This is a genomic window from Paraburkholderia tropica (assembly GCF_900109265.1).
In the GTDB taxonomy this organism is placed as follows: Bacteria; Pseudomonadota; Gammaproteobacteria; order Burkholderiales; family Burkholderiaceae; genus Paraburkholderia; species Paraburkholderia tropica.
In genome coordinates this window covers 474,729-495,161 of record NZ_FNZM01000003.1, presented here as the reverse complement: position 1 = coordinate 495,161, position 20,433 = coordinate 474,729, and the positions used below count along the sequence as shown (strand labels likewise).

Below are 20,433 nucleotides of genomic sequence, written 5' to 3'. Positions count from 1 at the left end.
ATTGTCGTGTTCTGCAATTACCAGGTTCGTCATTTTCGATTCGCTCCTCACAGCACCTTGGCTTCGGTCTTCAGCTTTTCGACCAGCGTTTTCACGTCAGGCACTTTCACGCCTGCGCTGCGCTTGGGCGGTTCCGAAACTTTCAGCGTCTTCAAACGCGGAGCGACATCCACGCCGAGATCTTCCGGCGTGATCGTTTCGAGCGGCTTCTTCTTCGCCTTCATGATGTTGGGCAGCGTGACGTAGCGCGGCTCGTTCAAACGCAAATCCGTCGTCACGACAGCGGGCAATGTCAACGTCAAGGTTTCCGCGCCGCCATCGACTTCACGCGCCACCGTCGCCTTGCCATCCGCAACCGTGATTTTCGAAGCAAACGTCGCTTGCGGCAGATCCGCCAAAGCGGCAAGCATCTGACCGGTCTGATTCGAATCGTCGTCGATGGCTTGTTTGCCGAGAATTACCAGCGAAGGCTGCTCTTTATCGACGAGCGCTTTCAAAAGCTTCGCGACAGCCAGCGGTTGCAATTCCTCATTCGATTCGATCAACACCGCGCGATCCGCGCCAATCGCCAGTGCCGTGCGCAGCGTTTCCTGCGCTTGCGAAACGCCCGCCGAAACCGCAATCACTTCCGTCGCGATCCCCGCTTCTTTCAAGCGCACCGCTTCCTCGACCGCGATTTCATCGAACGGATTCATCGACATCTTGACGTTCGCGATATCCACGCCCGTGCCGTCCGACTTCACACGAACCTTCACGTTGTAATCGACCACGCGTTTCACAGCGACAATAATTTTCATATCGTATGGATAGCTAACCAATTGGATCAGACGATCGCTCAAATAAGAGCCATCGCCAGCCATGGAAAATCAGATCACGCCGGAGGTCCGCATATCGGCGAGATGGCGTTTCATGTCCTGCACGTCGCGCGCGTGGGCCTCGCCCTTTTTCAGCGCGACGCTGGTGGACAGAATATCCACGATCACCAGCGCCGCCAGCCGCGACGTAGTCGGCGTGTAGACGTCGGTGTTTTCAAGCGTCTCCGCCACCACGGCCACATCGCAATAACGCGTCAACGGCCCGTGCGAACCGGTGATCACCACCACATGCGCGCCGCGCTCCTTTGCCGTGCGCGCGACTTCGATGAGCGAGCGCGTCGCGCCCGTGTTGGAAATCGCCACCACGGCGTCGCCGGGTTTCAGCATCGAAGCGGCAATGAACTGCTGATGCGAATCCTGATGCGCCACGCACGGCACGCCGAACAGCGGAAACTTCTGCTGTGCGTCCAGCGCCACGATGCCCGACGCGCCAAAGCCGAAAAATTCGATGCGCGACGCCGCCGCCAGCAGATCGACCGCGCGCCCGATCGCCTCGAAGTCGAGTTTCTTGCGCGCCCAGTCGAGGCTCGTGATCGTGTAATCGAAAATCTTCGTGGCCACGGTTTCGGGCGTATCCGCGCCGGACAGCACCGAATGCGTCGCGGGCGCGCCGAGCGCGAGGCTCTGCACCGCGCGGATCTTGAAGTCCTTGAAGCCATTGCAGCCGATCGTCGTGCAAAAACGCAGCACCGTCGGCTCGCTCACCTGCGCGAGGCGCGCGAGTTCGGACAGGCTCAACTCCGCGATGGAGTGAACGTTTTCCAGAATGTAATCGGCGACCTGCCGGCTGCCGCGCCGCAAATTGGGCCGGGCGCGGTCAATCACTTCGAGGATGTTGTAATCGGGCACGCGAGATTTCCTTCTTTGACGTACGGGCGCGGAGCCAGGGTCCTGCAATCCGGCGCGCCGTGCATCGCGGTTCGGTTCGCGGCGCGCCAGAAGAGGAGTTTAGCGGAAGATCCAGCGCCGCCAGAAGCCCGCGCCCTGCTGCATCAGCACCGCCGCGACGATGATCGCGCCCATCACGACCTGCTGGTGATAGCCTGGCACGCTCGCGAGATTCATGATGTTGCCGATCACGCCCAGAATCAGCACGCCCATCAGCGTGTTGAGCACGCCGCCCTTGCCGCCCGCGAGGCTCGCCCCGCCGATCACCACGGCGGCGATCACGGTCAGTTCGTCGCCCACGCCCACGGTCGGCGCGCCCACGCTGGCGCGCGCCGTCGAGATGATGCCCGCCAGCGAGGCCAGCGCGCCCGAGCAGACGTAGGTGCCCAGAATATGGCGCGCGACCGGCACGCCGGAGAGCCGCACCGCTTCCTCGTTCGAGCCGATCGCGCGCACCACGCGGCCCGCGCGCATGCGGCCGAGCGCCACGCCGCCCGCCACGAACACGATCAGCATCACCAGCGTCGGGCCGGGAATGCCGAGATAGCTGTGGCGGCCGAAGTCGAGCAGCGCCTGGCCGGCGTCGTCGACGAGAATCGGCGAGCCGTTCGACACGATCATGGCGATGCCGCGCGCCACGGTCATCATCGCGAGCGTCACCACGAACGGCGTGAGGCGGCAGAATGCCACCAGCACGCCCGAGACGAGCCCGCACAGGCCGCCCGTCACGAGCGCCGCCGCCAGCGCGAACCCGAGGCCATGCTCGGGAATCAGCATCGCCGACAGCACGCTGCCAAGCGCCGCCACCGAGCCGACCGACAGGTCGATGCCGCCCGTGAGCACCACGAGCAGCATGCCGACCGACATGATGCCCACGCCCGCGACCTGGCGCGTGATGTTCGACAGATTCGGCGCGGAAAAGAAGTCGTCGGAAATAAACGATGCGGCCACAACCAGTACGAGGAGAATCGCGACCGTGTTGAAGCGGCGCGCCGTTTGCCAGAGATGCTGCCAGTTGCTGGCCTGGCGCTGACGCGTGTTCGGAGTGGTGGCGCTGGGATTCATGATGGGTGTCTCCAATCTGTCCAATCTATGCAATCTGATATGACTGTCTGTTTCGACGCGCGTGGGCGGCGTCAACCGTGCATGAGCGTGGCGCCGTCGCGCGCGCCGGCCTGCTGGCTCGCGTGCGGATCACCCGGCAGTTCACCGTGCGGATCGCCATGCGTTTCGCCGGGATCGCGCCGCAGCGACAGCGCGAGAATCGCTTCCTCGCTGTAGTCGTCCGGTTGCAATTCGCCGCGAATCCGCCCCTCGCCCATCACCATGATGCGGTCGCACAGACCCATCAATTCCTGATGCTCGGACGAGATCACAAGCACCGCCTTGCCGCGCTCCGCGAGCTGGTTGATGAGCGTGTAGATTTCGACCTTCGCGCCCACGTCCACGCCGCGCGTGGGTTCGTCGAGAATGATGAGATCGCCGTCCGCATGAAACCATTTCGCGAGCACGACTTTCTGCTGATTGCCGCCCGACAGCGTCGACACGTCGGCGTCCATCGAACGCGCCTTGATGCGCAGCGCGTCCATCAGGTGCGCCACGTAGCCGCGTTCGCGGCCGAACGCGAGAAAGCCGCCTGGCGCGCTGACCGACTTGAGCGAAGCCAGCGTCGCGTTGATGCGGATCGGCATCGACAGCACCGCGCCCTGGCCCTTGCGATCCTCGGGCACGAGGCCGATACCGGCGCGCACGGCCGCCATCGGCGTGCGTACGTTCAGGCGTTTGCCTTTCAGTTCGATCGTGCCCGCGTCCGCGCGATCCGCGCCGAAAATCAGGCGCGCGACTTCGGTGCGGCCCGAGCCGATCAGCCCGCCGAGTCCGACCACTTCGCCCGCGCGCAAACTGAACGACACGTCGCGCACGGCCTCGCCGCGCGACAGGCCGTCCACCTTCAGCACGACCGCGCCGGTCTGCGCCTTGCGCTCGGGAAACAGCACCGAAAGCGGGCGCCCGACCATCTTGCGGATCAGTTCGTCGCGCGAAATATCGGCGGGCGTCACGGTATCGACGCGACGGCCGTCTTTCAGCACGGTGATGCGGTCGGCAATCGCGAACACTTCTTCGAGCCGGTGCGAGATATAGACGATGCCCACGCCGCGCGCACGCAGCGAGCGCACGATGTCGAGCAGACGGTCCGCGTCCGACGGCGCGAGCGCGGCGGTCGGTTCGTCGAGCACGAGCAGCTTGAGTTCGCCGGACAGCGCCTTGGCGATCTCGATCACCTGGCATTGCGCCGCCGAGAGCGTGCCGACCAGCGCCGCCGGATCGATCTCGAAGCCGAGGCTTTCGATCAGCGCGCGCGCCTTCGCGCGCAGCGTGCGCCAGTCGATCACGGCGGGCAAGGCGCCGAGAAACACGTTCTCGGCCACGGACAGATCGGGCGCGAGCGCCGTCTCCTGATGAATCACGGCGATGCCTTCGGCGAGCGCCGCGTGGGGATTGCGCAGCACCATCGCCCGGCCCTGCACGCTGATGCTGCCGGCGTCGGGCTGATGGCCGCCGCCGATCACGCGCATGAGCGTCGATTTGCCCGCGCCGTTTTCGCCGACGAGCGCATGGACTTCACCGCTGCGGACATCGAAATCGATGTTCTCGATTGCGTGAATGCCGCCGAACCGCTTGTCGATGCCCGTTAGTGCGATGAACGGAATCATTGAACTGTCTCCACTCAGGCGCGCGCCCGGCGTCCGGCGGGCGCGCGCATACGTCGAAAAAAGCCGGCGAACGAAACGCCTTAGAAAATCGCCTTCGGGTTGTAGTACTTGTCGACGTTGCTCTTCGAGATGGCGACCGGCGGCGTGTACGAGACCTTCGGCACATTCACGGCCTGACCCTTCGCGGCCTTCATGCCGATATCGACCGCGGTGCGCGCGACGAGCGCCGGATCGTTGAGCGCGGTCACGCCGTACTTGCCCTGCTTGATCAGCGCGAGCGCTTCCTTCTGGCCGTCGGCGGCCGCGACCAGCGTGATGCCGTCGCGGTTCGCGCTCTGGATCGCGCGGCGCGCGCCCAGCAGCATGCTGTCGTTCTCGCTCAGGACCATGTTGATGTCCTTGTTGGCGACCAGCAGATCCTCCATCGCCTTCAGCCCGCCTTCATCGGACCAGTTGCCCCAGCCCTGGCCGACGATCTGCAGATTCGACTTGCCGGTCTTTTCGAGCTGCGCCTCGACGATGCCCGAGAGCACGCCGTCGCGGCGTTCGCGGCCAACCGGATTGCCTTTCTCACCGGAAATCAGCGCGATCTTCAGCGGCTTGTCGCCCATGTTGTCGACGACCCAGCGGCCCACCAGCGCGCCGTTCTGGCTGTTCGACGACTGCACGAGCGTCAGGTAATTGGCCTTCTCGTTGAGCGTGCTGTCGAACACGACCACCTTCACGCCCGCCGCGCTTGCGGCGTTGACGGCGCCCACCAGTGCTTCCGGATCGGCGGGATCGATCAGCAGCACCTTGACGCCGCGCGTGACGAGATCCTCGACATCCGAAATCTGCTTGCCCATCTTGCCCTGCGCATCGGCGACGATGACGTCCGCGCCGAGTTCGGTCGCGCGCGCCTTGGCCGACTCCATCGCCGCGGCGAAATACGGCGCGTTGAGCACCTTCATCGAAATGCCGACCTTGATCTTGTCGGCGGCGAACGCCGGGGCTGCGGCCAGAATGCCCGCCGTGGCGAACGCGGCTACGCACAGCAACTTCTGCATGAGACGCGACATGTCTCCTCCTCTTTTAGGTGTGTCACGTATTGAACCGGCACGAACGCGCCGGCGCTACTTCAACTGCATCGTGGGCGTTGACTCAAGGAACAACTTGCCAGGATTCAGGATGCCGCGCGGATCGAGCGCGGCCTTCACCGCGCGCATCGCGGCGAGTTCGGCGGGCGTGCGCGAGAGCGCGAGCACCTCGAGCTTCTTGGTGCCGATGCCGTGCTCCGCCGACACCGAGCCGCCCAGCTCGCCCGTCACGCCATAGACCACGCGCTTGACTTCGGCGGCGGCGCTCGCGGGCCAGTCCGGCTCGTGCACGACGATGTGCAGATTGCCGTCGCCGAGATGGCCGTAGATGAGGATCGTCGCGTTGGGCCAGTGTTCGCGCAGACGCGCTTCGCAGCGCTGCGCCGCGAGTCCGACCTGCGCGACCGAAAAGCTCACGTCGAACGACACGCGGCCAGGAATAAAGCGGCCGTATTCGCCGGGCGCATCGCGGATCGCCCAGAACGCGGCGGCGTGCGCCTCGTTGGCGGCCAGTGCGGCGTCGCTCAGCGTGCCGGCTTCGAGCATGTCGGCGAGGAAGGCTTCGAAGACGTCGTTCTGGCTCTGCGGATCCGCGCCGCTGCTTTCGAGCAACACGTAGAACGCGTGACGGCCTTCGAGCGGCGCGCGCAGTTCCGGCAGGCGCGACAGCACGAAATCGTAATAACCCGGCCACATCACCTCGAACGCGGACACGCCCGCGGGCAGGCGTTCCTGCGCGAGCCGCAGCAGCGTGGTCACGCTGTCGTAGTCGGGCAGACCGCACCACGCGGTCGAGACGGCGCGCGGTTTGGGCCGCAGCCGCAGCACGGCGCGCGTCATGACGCCGAGCGTGCCTTCGCTGCCGATCAGCAGATCGCGCAGGTCGTAGCCCGTGTTGTTCTTGATCATCTTGCGCAGGCCGCCGACCACGCTGCCGTCCGCGAGCACGGCTTCGACGTCGAGCGCCTGCTCGCGCATCATCCCGTAGCGGATCACGCGGTTGCCGCCCGCATTGGTGCCCAGATTGCCGCCGATCGTCGCGCTGCCGCGCGCGCCGAGGTCGAGCGGGAACATGAAACCGGCCGCGTCGGCGGCTTCCTGCACGGTCTGCAACGGCGTGCCCGCCTGCACGGTCATGGTCGCGCTGACCGGATCGATTTCCTCGATCGCGTTCATCAGTTCGAGACTCAGCGCCACTTCGCCGCCCAGCATGCACGCGCCGCCCGCGAGCCCCGTGAGGCCGCCCTGCGTGACCACCGGCTGATGGTGCGCGTGACAGATGCTCAACGCCTTCGATACCTGTTCGGTCGTGCGCGGCCGCAGCAGCGCGATGGGCTCCGCGCACGGCATGCGGCTGGAGTCGGCGTGACGGCGGCCGGCGAAGTCGGCCGGCAGGCTGACCACGGCGGCGCCGAGCGCCTCGCGCAATGCCGCGAGCACTGCCTCGCGGCGCGCTTCTTCAGCCTGATCTTGCATGGAATCTGCCTCCTACCCGAGATGCATTAACGATAGTGTTGCTGCCATTATATTTGCAAAACACACGTTTAACCCTAGTGAAAACCCGAGTGTTCGTTTGTTTCACAAACTATATCATCACCAATACTAACGTTTTGGCATCGACACACTTTCAGGGAGAGAAGCACCATGCAATGGCCGGAACCCCGTTCGTTCGACGTGAATCTGGAGACGGGTCTGATGACCGGTACGGATTCGCACTATCAGAAACGGCTTGGCGATCTCGCCGGTCTGTACGCCGACGCCGCCGCGTTCGACGCGCTGGCCGCCGCGCGCGCGGACGAAGTCGTCTACGAAGTCACCGACCATCGGCCCAACGCGGAGCCGGGCGACCTCATCACGGGCGTGACGCGCATGAGCGCGGGCAAGGTGGGCAAGGAGTTCTTCATGACGCGCGGACACATTCACGCGAACATCGACCGCCCGGAGCTGTATTTCGGCCTCAAAGGCCACGGCCTGATGCTGATGGAAGCGCCCGACGGCGAAACGCGCATCGTGGAGATCCGCGCGAACACCGTCTGCTACGTGCCGCCGCGCTGGATTCACCGCTCGGTCAATCTCGGTCAGGGCGACTTCGTGATGCTGTTCTGCTATCCGGCCGATTCGGGCCAGGACTACGAAATCATCGAGCGCTCGAACGGCATGCGCCTGCGCATCGTCGAGGACAAAGAGCGCGGCTGGCGCAGCGAGCCGAATCCCGAATGGCGCGCACGCACGCTCGCGGAAATCGAGGCGCTGGTCGCGCGCCGCAACGAAACGGAGCAAGCCCGATGAGCTACACCGCCGCCACCAAACCGACCTTCTACTTCATCGGCGTGACCACCGCGCAGAGTTCGATCATGCGCGTGTTCCCGGAATGGGCGCGCCATCTCGGCCTCGGCGACGTCGAAATGAAAGGCATCGACTTTCCGCTGCACGCGAGCCGCGAGGCGTACCGCGAGGCCGTCGAGTTTCTGCGCGACGATCCGCTGTCGCTCGGCGCGCTCGTGACCACGCACAAGATCGACCTGTACGCGGCCTGCGAGGATCTCTTCGACGAGATCGATCCGCACGCGCGCATCATGGGCGAGACCAGTTGTCTTTCGAAGCGCGACGGCAAGTTCGTCTGCCACGCGAAGGACCCGATCACCTCGGGTCTTGCGCTCGACGGCTTTCTGCCGCCCGAGCATTTCGCGCGCACCGGCGCGGAAGTGTTTTCGATGGGCGCGGGCGGGTCGACCATCGCCCTCACCTGGCATCTGATGCAGACGAGCCGGGGCGCGAACCGGCCGTCGCGCGTGATCGTCTCGAACCGCTCGGCGGCGCGTCTGGAGGAAATCGAGCGGATTCACCGCGAGCTGCATCTGGGCGTGCCGTGCGAGTACGTCGTCGCGCCGCTCCCGCAGGACAACGACGCCGTGCTCGCGCGGCTCTCGCCGGGCGCGCTCGTCATCAACGCGACGGGGCTCGGCAAGGATGCGCCCGGTTCGCCGCTCACGAACGCGGGCGTGTTTCCCGAGCGCGCCATCGCCTGGGATCTGAACTATCGCGGCGAGCTGGTGTTTCTCGATCAGGCGCGCGCCCAGCAAAGCGCGCGCGCCTTGCAGGTCGAGGACGGCTGGACCTACTTCATTTATGGCTGGACGCGCGTGATCGCCGAGGTGTTTCATATCGACATTCCGACGCGCGGCCCGGACTTCGACGAAATCTGCCGCATCGCCGCCGCGGCGGGCAAGCCGGCGCCCGCCAGACCGCTCGCCTGATCAAGAACGACCACCGAACCGACACTGAACCGAAGGATCGACGATGTATCTCGACAAATTCCGCCTCGACGGCAAGCTCGCCGTCGTGACCGGCGCCGCGCGCGGCATCGGCTTCGCCATCTCCGAAGCGCTGACGCAAGCGGGCGCGCGCGTGGTGCTCACGGACATGCATCAGGGCGCGCTCGACGAAGCCGTCGCGAAGCTCACGGCCGCAGGCGCGCAGGTCGAAAGCGAACGGCTCGACGTGACCGACGCGGCCGCCGTGCAGCGCGTGCACGACGCCGTGATCGCGCGCCACGGCCGCGTGGACGTGCTCGTGAACAACGCGGGCATCGCCATTTCGAACCATCCCGCCGAAACCATGAGCGACGAAGTCTGGGACCGCGTCATCGACGTGAATCTCAACGGCGTGTTCCGCTGCTGCCGCGCGTTCGGCAAGAGCATGCTCGAACACGGCGGCGGCAGCATCGTGAACGTCGGTTCGATGTCGGGTTTCGTCGTCAACCGGCCGCAGGAACAGGCGAACTACAACGCGTCGAAGGCGGGCGTGCATCACCTCACGCGCTCGCTCGCCGCCGAATGGGGCGCGCGCGGCGTGCGCGTGAACGCGGTCGCGCCCACGTATATCGACACCGAAATGAACAAGTACGTCTACGACGACCCGGAGATGTATCGCCACTGGGTCGGCGGCACGCCGATGAACCGGCTCGGCCGCGTCGACGAAGTCGCCTCCGTGGTGCTGTTTCTCGCCAGCGAGGCCGCGAGCCTGATGACCGGTTCGATCGTGCTCGCCGACGGCGGTTACGTGTGCTGGTAACGATGAGCGCCGCCATGCTGTCGATCGACGTCGATACCTTCGAGATGCCGCTCGCCGCGCAACTCGCGGCGCGCACGCGGCCTGCCGCGAAGCCGTTCACGCCCGCGCCGCCCGCGGGCGGCGTCGCGCTGAACTGGCTCGGCCAGGCGGGCTTCGTGATCGAGGGCGCGGGCTTGCGTCTGCTGATCGATCCGTATCTCTCCGATTCGCTCGCGCGCAAGTATCAGGGCACGCGTTATCCGCACCGGCGCATGATGGCCGCGCCGGTCGCGCCCGAAGATTTCGAGCACGTGGACCTCGTGCTGTGCACGCACCGTCACACCGACCACATGGACCCGGACACGCTCCAGCCGCTCGCCCGGCGCTTTCCGAAGCTGCGTTTCGTGGTGCCCGCCGCCACGCTCGACGAAGCCGTCAAGCGCTGTGGCGTGGATGTCGCGCGCCTGATTCCCGTCGATGCGGGCGAGCGCGTGGAGCCGCTGCCGGGCGTGCGGATCGCGCCGGTGCCGTCCGCGCACGAAACGCTCGATGTGGACGATCAGGGCCGCCATCCGTGGCTCGGCTATGTGATCGACGTGGCGGGCGTGCGCGTGTATCACTCGGGCGACTGCGTGCCGTACGACGGTCTGCATGAAAACGTGGCGGCCCTGCAGCCGCATCTCGCGCTGCTGCCCGTGAACGGCCGCGACGACGAACGCAGCGGCAACGGCGTGCCGGGCAACTTCACGCTCGACGAAGCCGTGGCGCTCTGCAAGCATGCGGGCGTGCGCGCGATGATCGCGCATCATCATGGCCTGTTCGACTTCAACACGCTCGATCCCGCCGTGATCGACACGCGCATCGTCGCGGAGCGCGGCGCACTCGCGCTCTATCGCGCGCGCACGCAATGCACCTGGCGTATCCGCGCAAACGCACAGACGGACCCACGGCAAAGCGGTTAGCCTGTCGATTCGACCGACAGGCATCACGCTTCCCTCGCGACCCGAACACATAGAACGATGATGGAGACAACCCCTTACCTTGCGATCGACGTGGGCACCGGCAGCGTGCGCGCCGCGCTCGTCGACGCCAGCGGCAAGATCCACCGCCTCGCCGCGCGCGAGCACGAACAGATCGTGCCGCGCTACGGCTGGTCCGAACAGCGTCCGCTCGACTGGTGGGCGGGCGCGGTCGAGGCGATCCGCGAAGTACTCGCCGCCGAGCCCGGCGCCGCGCAGCAGATCGCGGCGATCTGCGCGTGCGGGCAAATGCACGGCACCGTGCTGATCGACGCCGACGGCGAACTCACGCGCGACGCCGCGCCGCTCTGGAACGACAAGCGCTCGGCCGCGCAGGTCGACACGTTCCGCGCGCGCTACCGTAGCGCCGACCGCCTGCACGAACGCCACGACTACCTCGCGCGCACCGCGAATCCGCCCACGGCCGCGTGGCCCGCGTTCAAGCTCCAGTGGATCCGCGATCACGAACCCGACGCCTACGCGCGCGCGTCCACCGTTTTCATGCCGAAGGACTACGTGAACTTCCGCCTGACCGGCGAGCGCGCGTGCGACTGGAGCGACGCGTCGATGATGTTCCTGATGGACCCGCAAACGCGCGCCTGGTCGCCGGCGATGTTCGACGAACTCGGTCTCGACATCCGCAAGATGCCGCCGATTCGCGCGCCGCAAGCGCTGCTCGGCCACGTGACGCGCGCCGCCGCCGCCGCGACCGGTCTGCGCGAAGGCACGCCCGTGCTGGTGGGCGCGGCGGACTATCCGGCTTCGGTGCTCGGCTCGGGCGTCTACGAACCGGGCCTCGCCTCCGATATCACCGGCACCTCGTCGATCATCACGGTGATCGCCGACACGCCCATGCTGCATCCGGAAGTCTCGAACGTGGCCACCTGCGAAGGCTTGTGGGGCCGCTTCACGCTGCTCGACTCGGGTGGCGACGCGATGCGCTGGGCGCGTCGCGCGTTCCACGAAAACACGCTCTCGTACGAAGCCGTCGCGCGCAAGGCCGCCGAAGCGCCGGTCGGCGCGGAAGGTCTGTTTTTCCTGCCCTATCTGACCGGCGAACGTTTCGGCGATCATCCGAATTCGCGCGCGCAGTTCTTCGGCATCGCGGCGCGGCATGGACTCGCGCATCTGCATCGCGCGGTGCTCGAAGGCGTGGCGTTCGGCGTGCGCCGCCATATGCAGATGATCCAGCCAGAAGGCGTGCCGATCGAACGTCTGGTGGCGGCGAGCGGCGGCGCGAAGGCCGCACTGTGGCTCGACATCAAGGCGAGCATGTATCGCACGCCGATCCTCGTGCCCGCCGAAGTCGAATGCGGCGTGATCGGCTGCGCGCTGCTTGCGGCGACCGCATCGGGCCAATTCGGCACGCTCGGCGACGCCGTGCGCAAGTTCGTGCGCTTCGAGCGCGAAGTGCAGCCCGACCCGCGCGCGAGCGATCTCTACGACCGCATGATGCCGCTGTTCGAACGGCTCTACGTGAACGCGCAGCAGTTCTACGACGAACTCGACGCGCTGCAAGGAGAACGCGCATGAGCACACGCACCGGCACATCGCCGCGCGCGGTCCTCTGGGACATGGACGGCACGCTCGCGCTCAGCGAACCGCTCCACATGCGCACGCTGATCGCCGCGCTCGCGCACAACGGCGTGATCGCGGGCGACGAACTGCATCCGCTGATGTTCGGGCAGACCGGCAAAGCCGTGCACCGCATCGTGCAAGAGCGCTTCGGCATCGAAACCGGTTTCGCGGACTGGTCGGCGTTTCGCGCCGCGCATTATGTGGCCGAGGCGCGGCATCTCGTGCCGCGGCCCGGTGCGCTGGAAGTCTGGCGCGCCGCGCAGGCCGCCGGGCTGCGTCAGGCGATCGTCTCGAACGCGGGACGCATGCTGCTCGAAGCGAATCTGAACGCGCTCGGGCTGCAAGCGCCCGAACTCGTTTCCGTGAGCGCCAACGACGTGCGCCGCGGCAAGCCCGATCCCGAGTCCTATCTGCGCGCCGCATATTTGCTCGACGTGGACGCACGCGACGCCGTCGCCGTGGAAGACAGCCCGACCGGCGCCCAGGCCGCGCTCGCGGCGGGCATGCGCGTGCTCGGCTGGCCCGCGGAAGAAGCCCACGTCGCGCTGTTCCCGCCGCAGGTTCAACTCGTGCGCAGCGCCAGCGAACTCGCCGCCGCGCTCGGCCTCTCCCTTCCACCTTCGACCTCGCCACGATCATGCTGAAAACCAGTATCTTTCCCTCGCGCTACGTCCAGGGCGCGGGCGCGCTCGACACGCTCGACGCCGAACTCGCGCGGCTCGGCACGCGCGCCGCCTGTCTCGTCGACCGCAATGTCGCGAGCCTGCTCGAACCGTCGCTCGCGCGCGCCGACAAAGTCGCGCTGCAAGTGCGCGCGGTGGACGCCGCCTGCACCGAGCGCGCCGTCGCGGACACCGCCGACTGGATCCGTTCGAGCGGCGCGGACATCGTGGTGTCGTTCGGCGGCGGCAAGGTGATCGACACCGGCCGCGCCGCCGCCGACGACCTGCGCCTGCCGTTCGTCTGCGTGCCGACCATCGCGGCGTCCGACGCGCCGTGCAGCGCGCTCGCCGTGATCTACGACGAGGCAGGCCGCGTGGTCCGCGACCGCTTCGTGCGCCGCAATCCCGATCTCGTGCTGCTCGACACCGCCGTGATCGTGCGCGCGCCCGCGCGCTTCTTCATCGCGGGCATCGGCGACGCGCTGGCCACCTACTACGAAGCCGACGCCTGCCGCCGCGCCTACGCGCGCAATCTGTGCGGCGGACGCGGCACCGCGCTCGCCTTCGAGGCCGCCCGTCTGTGCCGCGACATGCTGTTCGCGCACGCGCCGCAAGCCGTCGCCGACTGCCGCGCCCAGCTCGTCACGCCCGACTTCGACGCCACGCTCGAAGCCACCGTGCTGCTCTCGGGCATCGGCTTCGAATCGGGCGGCGTGGCGGCGGCGCATGCGATCCACCATGGCCTCGCCGATCTGCCCTCGTCGCACAATCTGCTGCACGGCGAAAAAGTGGCGATCGGCGTGCTCGCCTCGCTGTTCCTCTCGACGGTGCCCGACGAAGAACGTCGGCGCGTTTTCGCCTTCTGCCGCGCGGTCGGACTGCCCACGCGCCTGCATCAAATCAACGTCGATGTCGCCGATACCGCTGCGCTTGAGATTGTCGCGGCGCGTGCCTGCCGCGCGGGCGAGATCATCCATAACGAACCTTACCCGGTCGAACCGGCGATGGTCGTCGCCGCGCTCAAGGCGATGGATGCGTATGCCGCGCGATTCGATTTCCATCACCAACATCAGGATACCGAATGATCACGACGCAAAAGCAGGAACTGCACGCCTTTCGCCCCGGCCTGTTCGACGGCCGCACCGTGCTGGTATCGGGCGCGACCAGCGGCATCGGACTCGCGATCGCCGACGGCTTCGCGTCGCTCGGCGCGCGCGTGATCGCAACCGGCAGCTCGGCCGCGAAACTCGACACGCTGCGCGCGGACACGACGCTCTCTGCGATCCGCTTCGCGCAGCTCGACGTGCGCGATGCACAGGCGATTCAGGATTTCGCGGCGCAAACGGAAACGCTCGACGTGCTCGTGAATGCGGCGGGCGTGGCGCGTCCGTTCGACGAATACCGCGACGACGTATTTCGCGAAGTGCTCGACGTGAACCTCACGGCGGCGATGCGTCTGTCGATGGCGCTACGCCCGCAACTCGAACGAACGAAAGGCTGCGTGATCAACGTCGCGTCGATGCTCAGCTATCTCGCCGATGTCGAAGTGCCCGCGTATTGCGCGAGCAAGACGGGCGTGCTCGGCCTCACGCGTTCGCTCGCGCATGCGTTCGGCGCAGCGGGCGTGCGCGTGAACGCGATTGCGCCGGGCTACCATCGCACCGATATGACGCGTCCGCTCTGGGAGTCGCCGGCCGCCGCGCAGAAGATCGCCGCCCGCAGCGCGCTCAAGCGCTGGGGCGAAGCCGAGGATCTCGTGGGCGCCACGCTGTTTCTGGCTTCGCCGGGCGCGGCGTTCATCACCGGTGCGACCTTGCCGGTCGACGGCGGATATGTTTCGGGTGCCTAAGCGTTTTCATTGAAGCGCGGTTTCATCGTATTGCTGACGCGCCATCCACCTTGAAGATCGCGACCGTCGCGCGCAGCGTTTCGGCCTGATCGGCCATCGCCTGCGCGGCGGCGCTCGCCTGCTCGACGAGGGCCGCATTCTGTTGCGTGACCTCGTCCATCTGCGTCACCGCCGTGTTGACCTGCTCGATGCCCGTGGTCTGCTCGACCGAGGCCGAGGTAATTTCGCCCATGATGTCGGTCACGCGCTGCACCGAACGCACGACTTCGTGCATGGTTTGGCCCGCGTCCTGCACGAGCGCCGAACCATTGCGCACGAACGAAGCCGACGTTTCGATCAGTTCCTTGATTTCCTTCGCGGCCCCGGCGCTGCGCTGCGCGAGCGTGCGCACCTCGCCCGCCACGACCGCGAAGCCGCGCCCTTCCTCGCCCGCGCGCGCGGCCTCGACCGCTGCATTGAGCGCAAGAATATTGGTCTGAAACGCAATGCCCTCGATCACGGCGATGATCTCGCCCACCTTCGACGAACTCGACGAAATATCCTCCATCGTGCTGACGACGCGGCGCACCACATCGCCGCCCGACGCCGCCGTCTGCGACGCCGTGCCCGCGAGCGTGCTGCCCTGACGCGCGTTGTCCGTGTTCGCCTTCACCGTCGACGTCAATTGCTCCATGCTCGCGGCAGTCTGTTCGAGCGAGGCGGCCTGCTCTTCGGTGCGTTGCGAGAGATCGAGGTTGCCCTGCGCGATTTCGCCCGCCGCCGACGCAATCGATTCCGCCGACGTCTTGATGTCCATGACGATGCGGGTCAACTGCGCGCGCATCGCTTCGAGCGACGCCATCAGGCTGCGCTCGTCGCCGCGCGCGAGCGTGATCGGCACGAGCAGATTGCCCTTCGCGATCTCGGCGGCGATGCGCTGCGCCTCGCTGGGCTCGCCGCCGAGCTGGCGCAGCACGCTGCGCGTGAGCACCACGGCCGTGACGATGGCGACCAGCACTGCCAGTGCGACCAGCGAGCCGACCAGCACGCGAATGCTCGCGTACGTGGCGACCGCGGACTTCTGCGACTTCGCGTTCTCCTCGTCGGCCTGTTCCGCCAGCGCGACCGCCTTCGCGAGCCACACGCGCTGCGGCGGCCGCGCTTCGTGCATGATCGTGCGGGTCGCGCCCGCGATGTCGTTGGCGAGTGCCAGATCGATGGCCTTGTTCATCGGCGGCATGGCCTGCGCTTCGAGTTGATCGACTTCGCCCAGCAGTTTGCGCTCGCTCGCGCTCGTGCCAGGTTCCTGCCGGAACATGTCGCGCAGTTGCCGCGCGGCGTCGGCGTAAATACGATCCTGATTCCGGATACGATCGACTTCGGCCAGCAAATCCGGACGATTCTCCAGAAACGCGAGATTGCGCACGGCAATCGCGCGATCCTGAATCGACGACTTCAACAGATTGGCGAGCCGCGATTCGGTATTGTTGACGCGCGCGATCTCGTCGAGCCGGTCGTTCAGTTGCGACAATCCATAGAACGCCACGCCAGCCACGCCGAGCAGCAACACCGTCAGCAACGAAAAACCGGCAATCAGACGAGTCGACAGCTTCAATCCCTTCATACGCCTCCCACGGCAAATGCGCGTCCCGCGGACGTGCTGGATACGTCTGTGGTTACGGCAGCGCGTCGGGCTTCTGAAGGGTTTTGGAAAGCTTATTTTTATATGAATGCGCGCAAAGGTTTGCGTCCCGCTTCATTGCATGCGCGGCAATTCAGGCGGCCGATAAAATAGCGTTCGATTCAGCGACAAAGCGTCGCTGGGCGTGCGCTCGGCGCGATGCGTAATGCGTGATACCTGATTGCGCCGATCGGCAACGTTGCCAGGAGAAACCGGATTCCATGAGACCGTATCGCGAACCCGTGAACCTGATTTTCGACCGCGCCAATGCGGGCTGGCTGGGCTATGTGCTGTACACGGCGGCGAGCTGTTACCTGCTGATGCTCTCGGTCGATCCGCTCGTCACGCAGGCGCTCGCGGTGAACTTTCGCAGCGACCACGCCGCGCCGCCCATGACGCCGTTTCATTGGGCGGGCGTGGGACTGGCAGCGTGCGTCTATGGCGCGGGCGCGGTCTACGCAGGCTGCATCGCGCACGCCGGCAAACTGCGCATGACGCGCGCCGAATTGCTCGCGGCATTGAGCTGGGCAACGGTGGCGCGCGGCATCGCGCTGTTCCTGCTCCCGCTCGTCGCGGCCTTCGCCACGGGAGCGGGGTTGATCGCGGCGGGCATTCACGGCTCGGCGCTGCCGCTGGTCGCGATCGGCGTCGTGCTCGCGAACTGGCTGTGTTTCAGGGCCGTGGCATGGTGGCGGCCGCGCTCCTCGTCACGTTCACGATAACTCAGGGCTACTGACAATCGGCGTGCGGATCAGCAGATACGGCGGCTGACGCAAATCCTTGCCGCCATTGAAACCGGGCAATCGATTCCATTGCCCGAGCGTGCACCAGACATGCGTGGCATCCGCGAAGATGCCGTCGGGCCACACGATACGCGGATCGCGCACCACCACGTCCATGCTGCCGTCGGGCGAAAGCCGCATGATCGCGTCATGCTCGCCCGCCGTCAGGTAGAGACGATTGGCGGCATCGGTCGCGAGTCCGTCGGTCATCACCTTCTCGCCGTGATCGACGACACCGGCCGCGAGTTGCGCCTCGGTCGCGTCGAAGTTCGCCAGCAGATCGGTCGCGATGCTGTAGAGCCGGCGGCTCGTCAGCGGCGAATAGTAAAGCCGCGTGCTGTCCGCGCTGAGCGTGATGCTGTCCGCGCCACCGACCGGAAAAGTCGGATGCGCCGCGTCGTAACGCAACGGCCGCCCTTCGAGCACGGCGCGAAAACCCGCTTCGGGCTGGGTCGAACGATGCGCGGCGAGCACGCGGCGCTGCCGCCCCGTCGCGATGTCCACCACCACGAGCGCGCCCGTGTGCCCGAACGACGAATCGGCGACATACGCCGTGCCGCGCGCGCCGTGCGTGAGATCCACGCGCAGATCGTTCATGTGGCTGTCCTCGCGCATCGCGGGCGGCGTCAGCACGATCGTCGCGATCACGCGGTCGGTCGCCGGATCGATGCCGATCACCTTCGCCGCGCCCGGCGCGATCGGCTGGCCCGCGAGCTTGCCGTCGTCGATGGCCCAGAGGCGTCCTTCGCTGTCGGTCGTCATGCCGTGGATCGACATGAGCCGCTGCTCGGGCGGACGTGAGGAAGGCAGGCTCATCGCGGCGTCCGGATAGGGAATCAGCGTGCCGTTGCGCAATTCGGCGAGCGTGGCCTCGCGGTGATTGTCGGCGTGTCGCGGAAAGCCGACAAAGACGCGCCCCGACGGCGTCACCGCGATACCCGACGGCCCCGCCCCGGAAAACGCGGCGACGATCTCGAACTCGCCCGCAGGCGCGCTGTCGCCCGACACGGTTCCGGCGGCGCGCGCGCTCGCAGGCAACGCGGCGGCGAGCGCCGCGCCGGCCGTCGCGGCAAACAGATCGCGGCGCTTCAATGGAAGTCTCCCTTGAACCTGTCGACGGCGGCTTGCGCGCAGGCTTCGTCCTTGTCGCCGCCGGGTGCGCCCGACACGCCGAGTCCGCCGATGGCCGTGCGATTCGCGGTGCGCAACGTCACGCCGCCCGGAATGAACAGCACTTCCGGCTCGGTCGCGAGCACTGCGCCATCGAGCGGCCCCGTCACTTTTGCGGCGATCAGCGCGCTCGTGCTGTCCTTGTCGAACGCAAGGCCATAGGCGTACGCCGTGTACGCCTTGCGATACGACACCGATAACGACTGCAACGGGACCGTATCGCCCTTGATCACGGCCTGCTGATGGCCCGAGGGATCGACCACCGTGGCCGTCACCGAATAGCCCTCGCTCGCGCAGACGCGCACGGCCTCCGCCGCCAGCGCCTGCGCGGTTTGCCAGCGCAGCTTTTGCGTGCTCACGAGATTCGAGTCCGCGGCGTGCGCGGCGGACGCCGCGCTCAACAGCAACGCCGCCGCGCACGCGATCCGCGCGGCGCGTCGTTTCGGCTTTTGCATCATGGGAATCGCCTGCATCACGGGTCTTGCCTCCCTTCGTCGAACGGAAAAATGCTGCAACGCACGAATTTTCCAATGCTGCGCCGCATCGAAAAATGGTTAAATCCCGGAAACAGCTCCCGGCTTTTCCGTGGAATCCCATGCATGCCATTACCGAACTGGAAGTGTTTGTCGAGGTCGTGCAGCAAGGCAGTTTCTCGGCGGCGGCGCGGCGTCTGGGCCTTGCGTCGTCGGTGATCGCCGATCGCGTGAGCGGGCTCGAAAAGCGTCTCGGCGTGCCGCTGCTGCTGCGCACGACGCGGCGTCAGTCGCTGACCGAAGCGGGCGAAGCCTATTTCGACGAGGCGCGGCGCATTCTCAGCGACCTGACCGCGCTCGAGCATCGCGTGACCGAAAGCGCGCGCGCGGTGCGCGGCACGCTGCGCGTGACCGCGCCGAATCCGCTCGGCCACGCGTGGATCGCGCCGTTCATCGAGCAGTTCGCCGCGCGCTATCCCGAGATCGCCCTGCATCTGACGCTCGACGATCGTTATGCGGATATCGTCGCCGAAGGGTTCGACGTCGCCATTCGCGGCGGTCCGAGCGTCGATGCCAATCTGATCGGCCGCCATCTCTTCGATACGCGGCGCGTGGTCGTGGCGAGCCCCGCGTATCTCGTGCGGCACGGCGCGCCCGCGCGACCGGAAGAGCTCGCCGCGCATCGCTGTCTCGTGTTCAATACGCAGCCGCATCTGTTCGCGGAGTGGCGTTTCGGACGCGGCGAGCAAGCGCGCAGACAGCGCATCGCGGGCGCGCTCGCGAGCACGAGTTCGACCTTGCCGGTCACGTGGGCGCTCGCGGGACTCGGGCTCGCGCAGAAGTCGTGGTGGGAGGTCGCGCAGCACGTCGCGGATGGCCGGCTCGTGACCGTGCTCGACGCGTTCGAGCCGGAACCCGCGAGTTTCTACGCGATCCATCCGGTGAATCGCTCGCGCTCGCGCAAGGTGGCCTTATTCGTCGATCAATTGGTGGAGAGTCTTGCGCCGCTCAATCGCGCGTGAGGTTTGGCGAATTTTCCCGATGTTTTTGAGCATTTGCCCGCATGATGTACAATTGATCGCAATAGCGCAATGTGTTGCGCTGCACATTAATCGACGGATACTGTTCTGTTGAATGCGCCACGCGAGCTCGATCATCCTGCGAGCCGCGGCGGCGACCCGAACTGAAGTGCCAGGGGAGACACTGGCACCTTCCCCCAAAGTGCGGCTATAGATCGTGCGGCAACCCCAAAGAACACGCGCTACGCGGCGGCTCTCACCGGCTCACGCGTCATGCGGGTTCAGAACGAGGCGACTGCCATGACCCATCTCCGTCACAACGCTCCGCTGCGCTCGCGCGGACCGCGTCGTACCGCTCCCTGTGCCGCTTCCTGCGGCCGCTTTCCGTCTGCCTGCTCGCCCGCACGGCCGACCGTCTGAGTTCTCCGTTTCGCTCACGTACGCATCACGTACAAATCACGCACGAGGTCACGCGATTCACGCGGCCTGCCCGCTGATTGACGCTGCATTTTGCTTTTTGCTCGCTCCGTCATTCGTGTGATGTCGCGCTGATTCAACGTTGATTCGCGCCGAAATGCGTTGCTTCGCCCATGCGATTTCCACCGTGCTTGCATG

The 20,433-nt window shown here is 66.4% G+C and carries 19 protein-coding genes; 10 read left to right on the top strand and 9 right to left on the bottom strand.

All coding sequences use genetic code 11. The annotated features are described in order from the left end of the window. Nucleotides 1-47: 47 nt before the first annotated feature. From BMY06_RS06725 to BMY06_RS06700, 6 genes are all read right to left on the bottom strand, one after another. Nucleotides 48-797 carry an electron transfer flavoprotein subunit beta/FixA family protein gene (locus tag BMY06_RS06725; protein ID WP_074982154.1) on the bottom strand — a complete coding sequence of 250 codons (750 nt, stop codon included), beginning with the start codon at nt 795-797 and terminating at the stop codon, nt 48-50. Between the two features lie 69 nt (nt 798-866). After that, the gene (locus tag BMY06_RS06720) at nt 867-1,724 is read right to left on the bottom strand and encodes an SIS domain-containing protein (protein ID WP_080180813.1); all 858 of its coding nucleotides are present in this window, start codon (nt 1,722-1,724) and stop codon (nt 867-869) included. Nucleotides 1,725-1,823: 99 nt separating this feature from the next. Continuing rightward, entirely contained in the window at nt 1,824-2,828 is a 1,005-nt protein-coding gene (locus BMY06_RS06715) for an ABC transporter permease (RefSeq protein ID WP_074982152.1), read from the bottom strand. A gap of 71 nt (nt 2,829-2,899) precedes the next feature. Next, complete coding sequence (locus BMY06_RS06710) at nt 2,900-4,477, bottom strand: sugar ABC transporter ATP-binding protein (protein ID WP_065060726.1); 1,578 nt, start codon at nt 4,475-4,477, stop codon at nt 2,900-2,902. Between the two features lie 80 nt (nt 4,478-4,557). Then, the gene (locus BMY06_RS06705) at nt 4,558-5,535 is read right to left on the bottom strand and encodes a sugar ABC transporter substrate-binding protein (protein WP_231957583.1); all 978 of its coding nucleotides are present in this window, start codon (nt 5,533-5,535) and stop codon (nt 4,558-4,560) included. Between the two features lie 54 nt (nt 5,536-5,589). Beyond that, nucleotides 5,590-7,029: an FAD-binding oxidoreductase gene (locus BMY06_RS06700; RefSeq protein WP_065060727.1), complete on the bottom strand. Its 1,440-nt coding sequence runs from the start codon at nt 7,027-7,029 to the stop codon at nt 5,590-5,592. Between the two features lie 168 nt (nt 7,030-7,197). Here BMY06_RS06700 and BMY06_RS06695 point away from each other — a divergent pair, with 168 nt between their 5' ends. Genes BMY06_RS06695 through BMY06_RS06660 form a run of 8 tightly spaced genes read left to right on the top strand, consistent with a single transcriptional unit; the run spans nt 7,198 to nt 14,714 of the window. Next, entirely contained in the window at nt 7,198-7,842 is a 645-nt protein-coding gene (locus tag BMY06_RS06695) for a glucose-6-phosphate isomerase (RefSeq protein WP_065060728.1), read from the top strand. Then, nucleotides 7,839-8,810 carry a shikimate dehydrogenase family protein gene (locus tag BMY06_RS06690; protein ID WP_074982151.1) on the top strand — a complete coding sequence of 324 codons (972 nt, stop codon included), beginning with the start codon at nt 7,839-7,841 and terminating at the stop codon, nt 8,808-8,810. Before BMY06_RS06695 ends, BMY06_RS06690 begins: the two co-directional genes overlap by 4 nt. 43 nt (nt 8,811-8,853) lie before the next feature. Further along, nucleotides 8,854-9,627, top strand: a complete 774-nt coding sequence (locus tag BMY06_RS06685) for an SDR family NAD(P)-dependent oxidoreductase (protein WP_065060730.1) — start codon at nt 8,854-8,856, stop codon at nt 9,625-9,627. Between the two features lie 14 nt (nt 9,628-9,641). Next, nucleotides 9,642-10,568 carry an MBL fold metallo-hydrolase gene (locus tag BMY06_RS06680; protein WP_197520336.1) on the top strand — a complete coding sequence of 309 codons (927 nt, stop codon included), beginning with the start codon at nt 9,642-9,644 and terminating at the stop codon, nt 10,566-10,568. Nucleotides 10,569-10,625: 57 nt separating this feature from the next. After that, a complete protein-coding gene (locus BMY06_RS06675; protein ID WP_244144276.1) occupies nt 10,626-12,158 on the top strand; it encodes a xylulokinase in 1,533 nt (510 codons plus the stop codon). Then, nucleotides 12,155-12,847: an HAD family hydrolase gene (locus tag BMY06_RS06670; protein ID WP_074982147.1), complete on the top strand. Its 693-nt coding sequence runs from the start codon at nt 12,155-12,157 to the stop codon at nt 12,845-12,847. The genes BMY06_RS06675 and BMY06_RS06670 overlap by 4 nt, the downstream gene beginning before the upstream one ends. After that, entirely contained in the window at nt 12,841-13,950 is a 1,110-nt protein-coding gene (locus tag BMY06_RS06665; protein WP_074982145.1) for a glycerol dehydrogenase, read from the top strand. Before BMY06_RS06670 ends, BMY06_RS06665 begins: the two co-directional genes overlap by 7 nt. Further along, the gene (locus tag BMY06_RS06660) at nt 13,947-14,714 is read left to right on the top strand and encodes an SDR family NAD(P)-dependent oxidoreductase (protein WP_065060734.1); all 768 of its coding nucleotides are present in this window, start codon (nt 13,947-13,949) and stop codon (nt 14,712-14,714) included. The genes BMY06_RS06665 and BMY06_RS06660 overlap by 4 nt, the downstream gene beginning before the upstream one ends. A 22-nt stretch (nt 14,715-14,736) precedes the next feature. On the opposite strand, the gene BMY06_RS06655 is transcribed toward BMY06_RS06660, so the two are convergent. Then, nucleotides 14,737-16,317 carry a methyl-accepting chemotaxis protein gene (locus BMY06_RS06655; protein WP_080180812.1) on the bottom strand — a complete coding sequence of 527 codons (1,581 nt, stop codon included), beginning with the start codon at nt 16,315-16,317 and terminating at the stop codon, nt 14,737-14,739. A 278-nt stretch (nt 16,318-16,595) separates the two neighbouring features. On the opposite strand from BMY06_RS06655, the gene BMY06_RS06650 reads away from it, so the two are divergent. Next, on the top strand, nt 16,596-17,096 hold the full coding sequence (locus BMY06_RS06650) for a hypothetical protein (protein WP_074982144.1): 501 nt from the start codon (nt 16,596-16,598) through the stop codon (nt 17,094-17,096). On the opposite strand, the gene BMY06_RS06645 is transcribed toward BMY06_RS06650, so the two are convergent. Together BMY06_RS06645 and BMY06_RS06640 are read right to left on the bottom strand one after the other, a co-directional pair. After that, nucleotides 17,088-18,248: an SMP-30/gluconolactonase/LRE family protein gene (locus BMY06_RS06645; protein ID WP_080180811.1), complete on the bottom strand. Its 1,161-nt coding sequence runs from the start codon at nt 18,246-18,248 to the stop codon at nt 17,088-17,090. The two genes, BMY06_RS06650 and BMY06_RS06645, sit on opposite strands and share 9 nt — an antisense overlap. Further along, nucleotides 18,245-18,784 (bottom strand): GlcG/HbpS family heme-binding protein, encoded by a 540-nt coding sequence (locus BMY06_RS06640; RefSeq protein WP_197520337.1) that lies wholly within the window; start codon nt 18,782-18,784, stop codon nt 18,245-18,247. Before BMY06_RS06640 ends, BMY06_RS06645 begins: the two co-directional genes overlap by 4 nt. A 137-nt stretch (nt 18,785-18,921) precedes the next feature. Here BMY06_RS06640 and BMY06_RS06635 point away from each other — a divergent pair, with 137 nt between their 5' ends. Next, a complete protein-coding gene (locus BMY06_RS06635; protein WP_074982142.1) occupies nt 18,922-19,821 on the top strand; it encodes a LysR family transcriptional regulator in 900 nt (299 codons plus the stop codon). Nucleotides 19,822-20,433: the final 612 nt, after the last annotated feature.

What these genes read in the sequence shown, in the direction of transcription:
- BMY06_RS06725 (WP_074982154.1), bottom strand. Translation starts at nt 797, where the DNA reads ATGAAAATTATTGTCGCTGTGAAACGCGTGGTCGATTACAACGTGAAG.
- BMY06_RS06715 (WP_074982152.1), bottom strand. Translation starts at nt 2,828, where the DNA reads ATGAATCCCAGCGCCACCACTCCGAACACGCGTCAGCGCCAGGCCAGC.
- BMY06_RS06710 (WP_065060726.1), bottom strand. Translation starts at nt 4,477, where the DNA reads ATGATTCCGTTCATCGCACTAACGGGCATCGACAAGCGGTTCGGCGGC.
- BMY06_RS06705 (WP_231957583.1), bottom strand. Translation starts at nt 5,535, where the DNA reads ATGTCGCGTCTCATGCAGAAGTTGCTGTGCGTAGCCGCGTTCGCCACG.
- BMY06_RS06700 (WP_065060727.1), bottom strand. Translation starts at nt 7,029, where the DNA reads ATGCAAGATCAGGCTGAAGAAGCGCGCCGCGAGGCAGTGCTCGCGGCA.
- BMY06_RS06695 (WP_065060728.1), top strand. Translation starts at nt 7,198, where the DNA reads ATGCAATGGCCGGAACCCCGTTCGTTCGACGTGAATCTGGAGACGGGT.
- BMY06_RS06690 (WP_074982151.1), top strand. Translation starts at nt 7,839, where the DNA reads ATGAGCTACACCGCCGCCACCAAACCGACCTTCTACTTCATCGGCGTG.
- BMY06_RS06685 (WP_065060730.1), top strand. Translation starts at nt 8,854, where the DNA reads ATGTATCTCGACAAATTCCGCCTCGACGGCAAGCTCGCCGTCGTGACC.
- BMY06_RS06680 (WP_197520336.1), top strand. Translation starts at nt 9,642, where the DNA reads ATGCTGTCGATCGACGTCGATACCTTCGAGATGCCGCTCGCCGCGCAA.
- BMY06_RS06675 (WP_244144276.1), top strand. Translation starts at nt 10,626, where the DNA reads ATGATGGAGACAACCCCTTACCTTGCGATCGACGTGGGCACCGGCAGC.
- BMY06_RS06670 (WP_074982147.1), top strand. Translation starts at nt 12,155, where the DNA reads ATGAGCACACGCACCGGCACATCGCCGCGCGCGGTCCTCTGGGACATG.
- BMY06_RS06665 (WP_074982145.1), top strand. Translation starts at nt 12,841, where the DNA reads ATGCTGAAAACCAGTATCTTTCCCTCGCGCTACGTCCAGGGCGCGGGC.
- BMY06_RS06660 (WP_065060734.1), top strand. Translation starts at nt 13,947, where the DNA reads ATGATCACGACGCAAAAGCAGGAACTGCACGCCTTTCGCCCCGGCCTG.
- BMY06_RS06655 (WP_080180812.1), bottom strand. Translation starts at nt 16,317, where the DNA reads ATGAAGGGATTGAAGCTGTCGACTCGTCTGATTGCCGGTTTTTCGTTG.
- BMY06_RS06650 (WP_074982144.1), top strand. Translation starts at nt 16,596, where the DNA reads ATGAGACCGTATCGCGAACCCGTGAACCTGATTTTCGACCGCGCCAAT.
- BMY06_RS06640 (WP_197520337.1), bottom strand. Translation starts at nt 18,784, where the DNA reads ATGATGCAAAAGCCGAAACGACGCGCCGCGCGGATCGCGTGCGCGGCG.
- BMY06_RS06635 (WP_074982142.1), top strand. Translation starts at nt 18,922, where the DNA reads ATGCATGCCATTACCGAACTGGAAGTGTTTGTCGAGGTCGTGCAGCAA.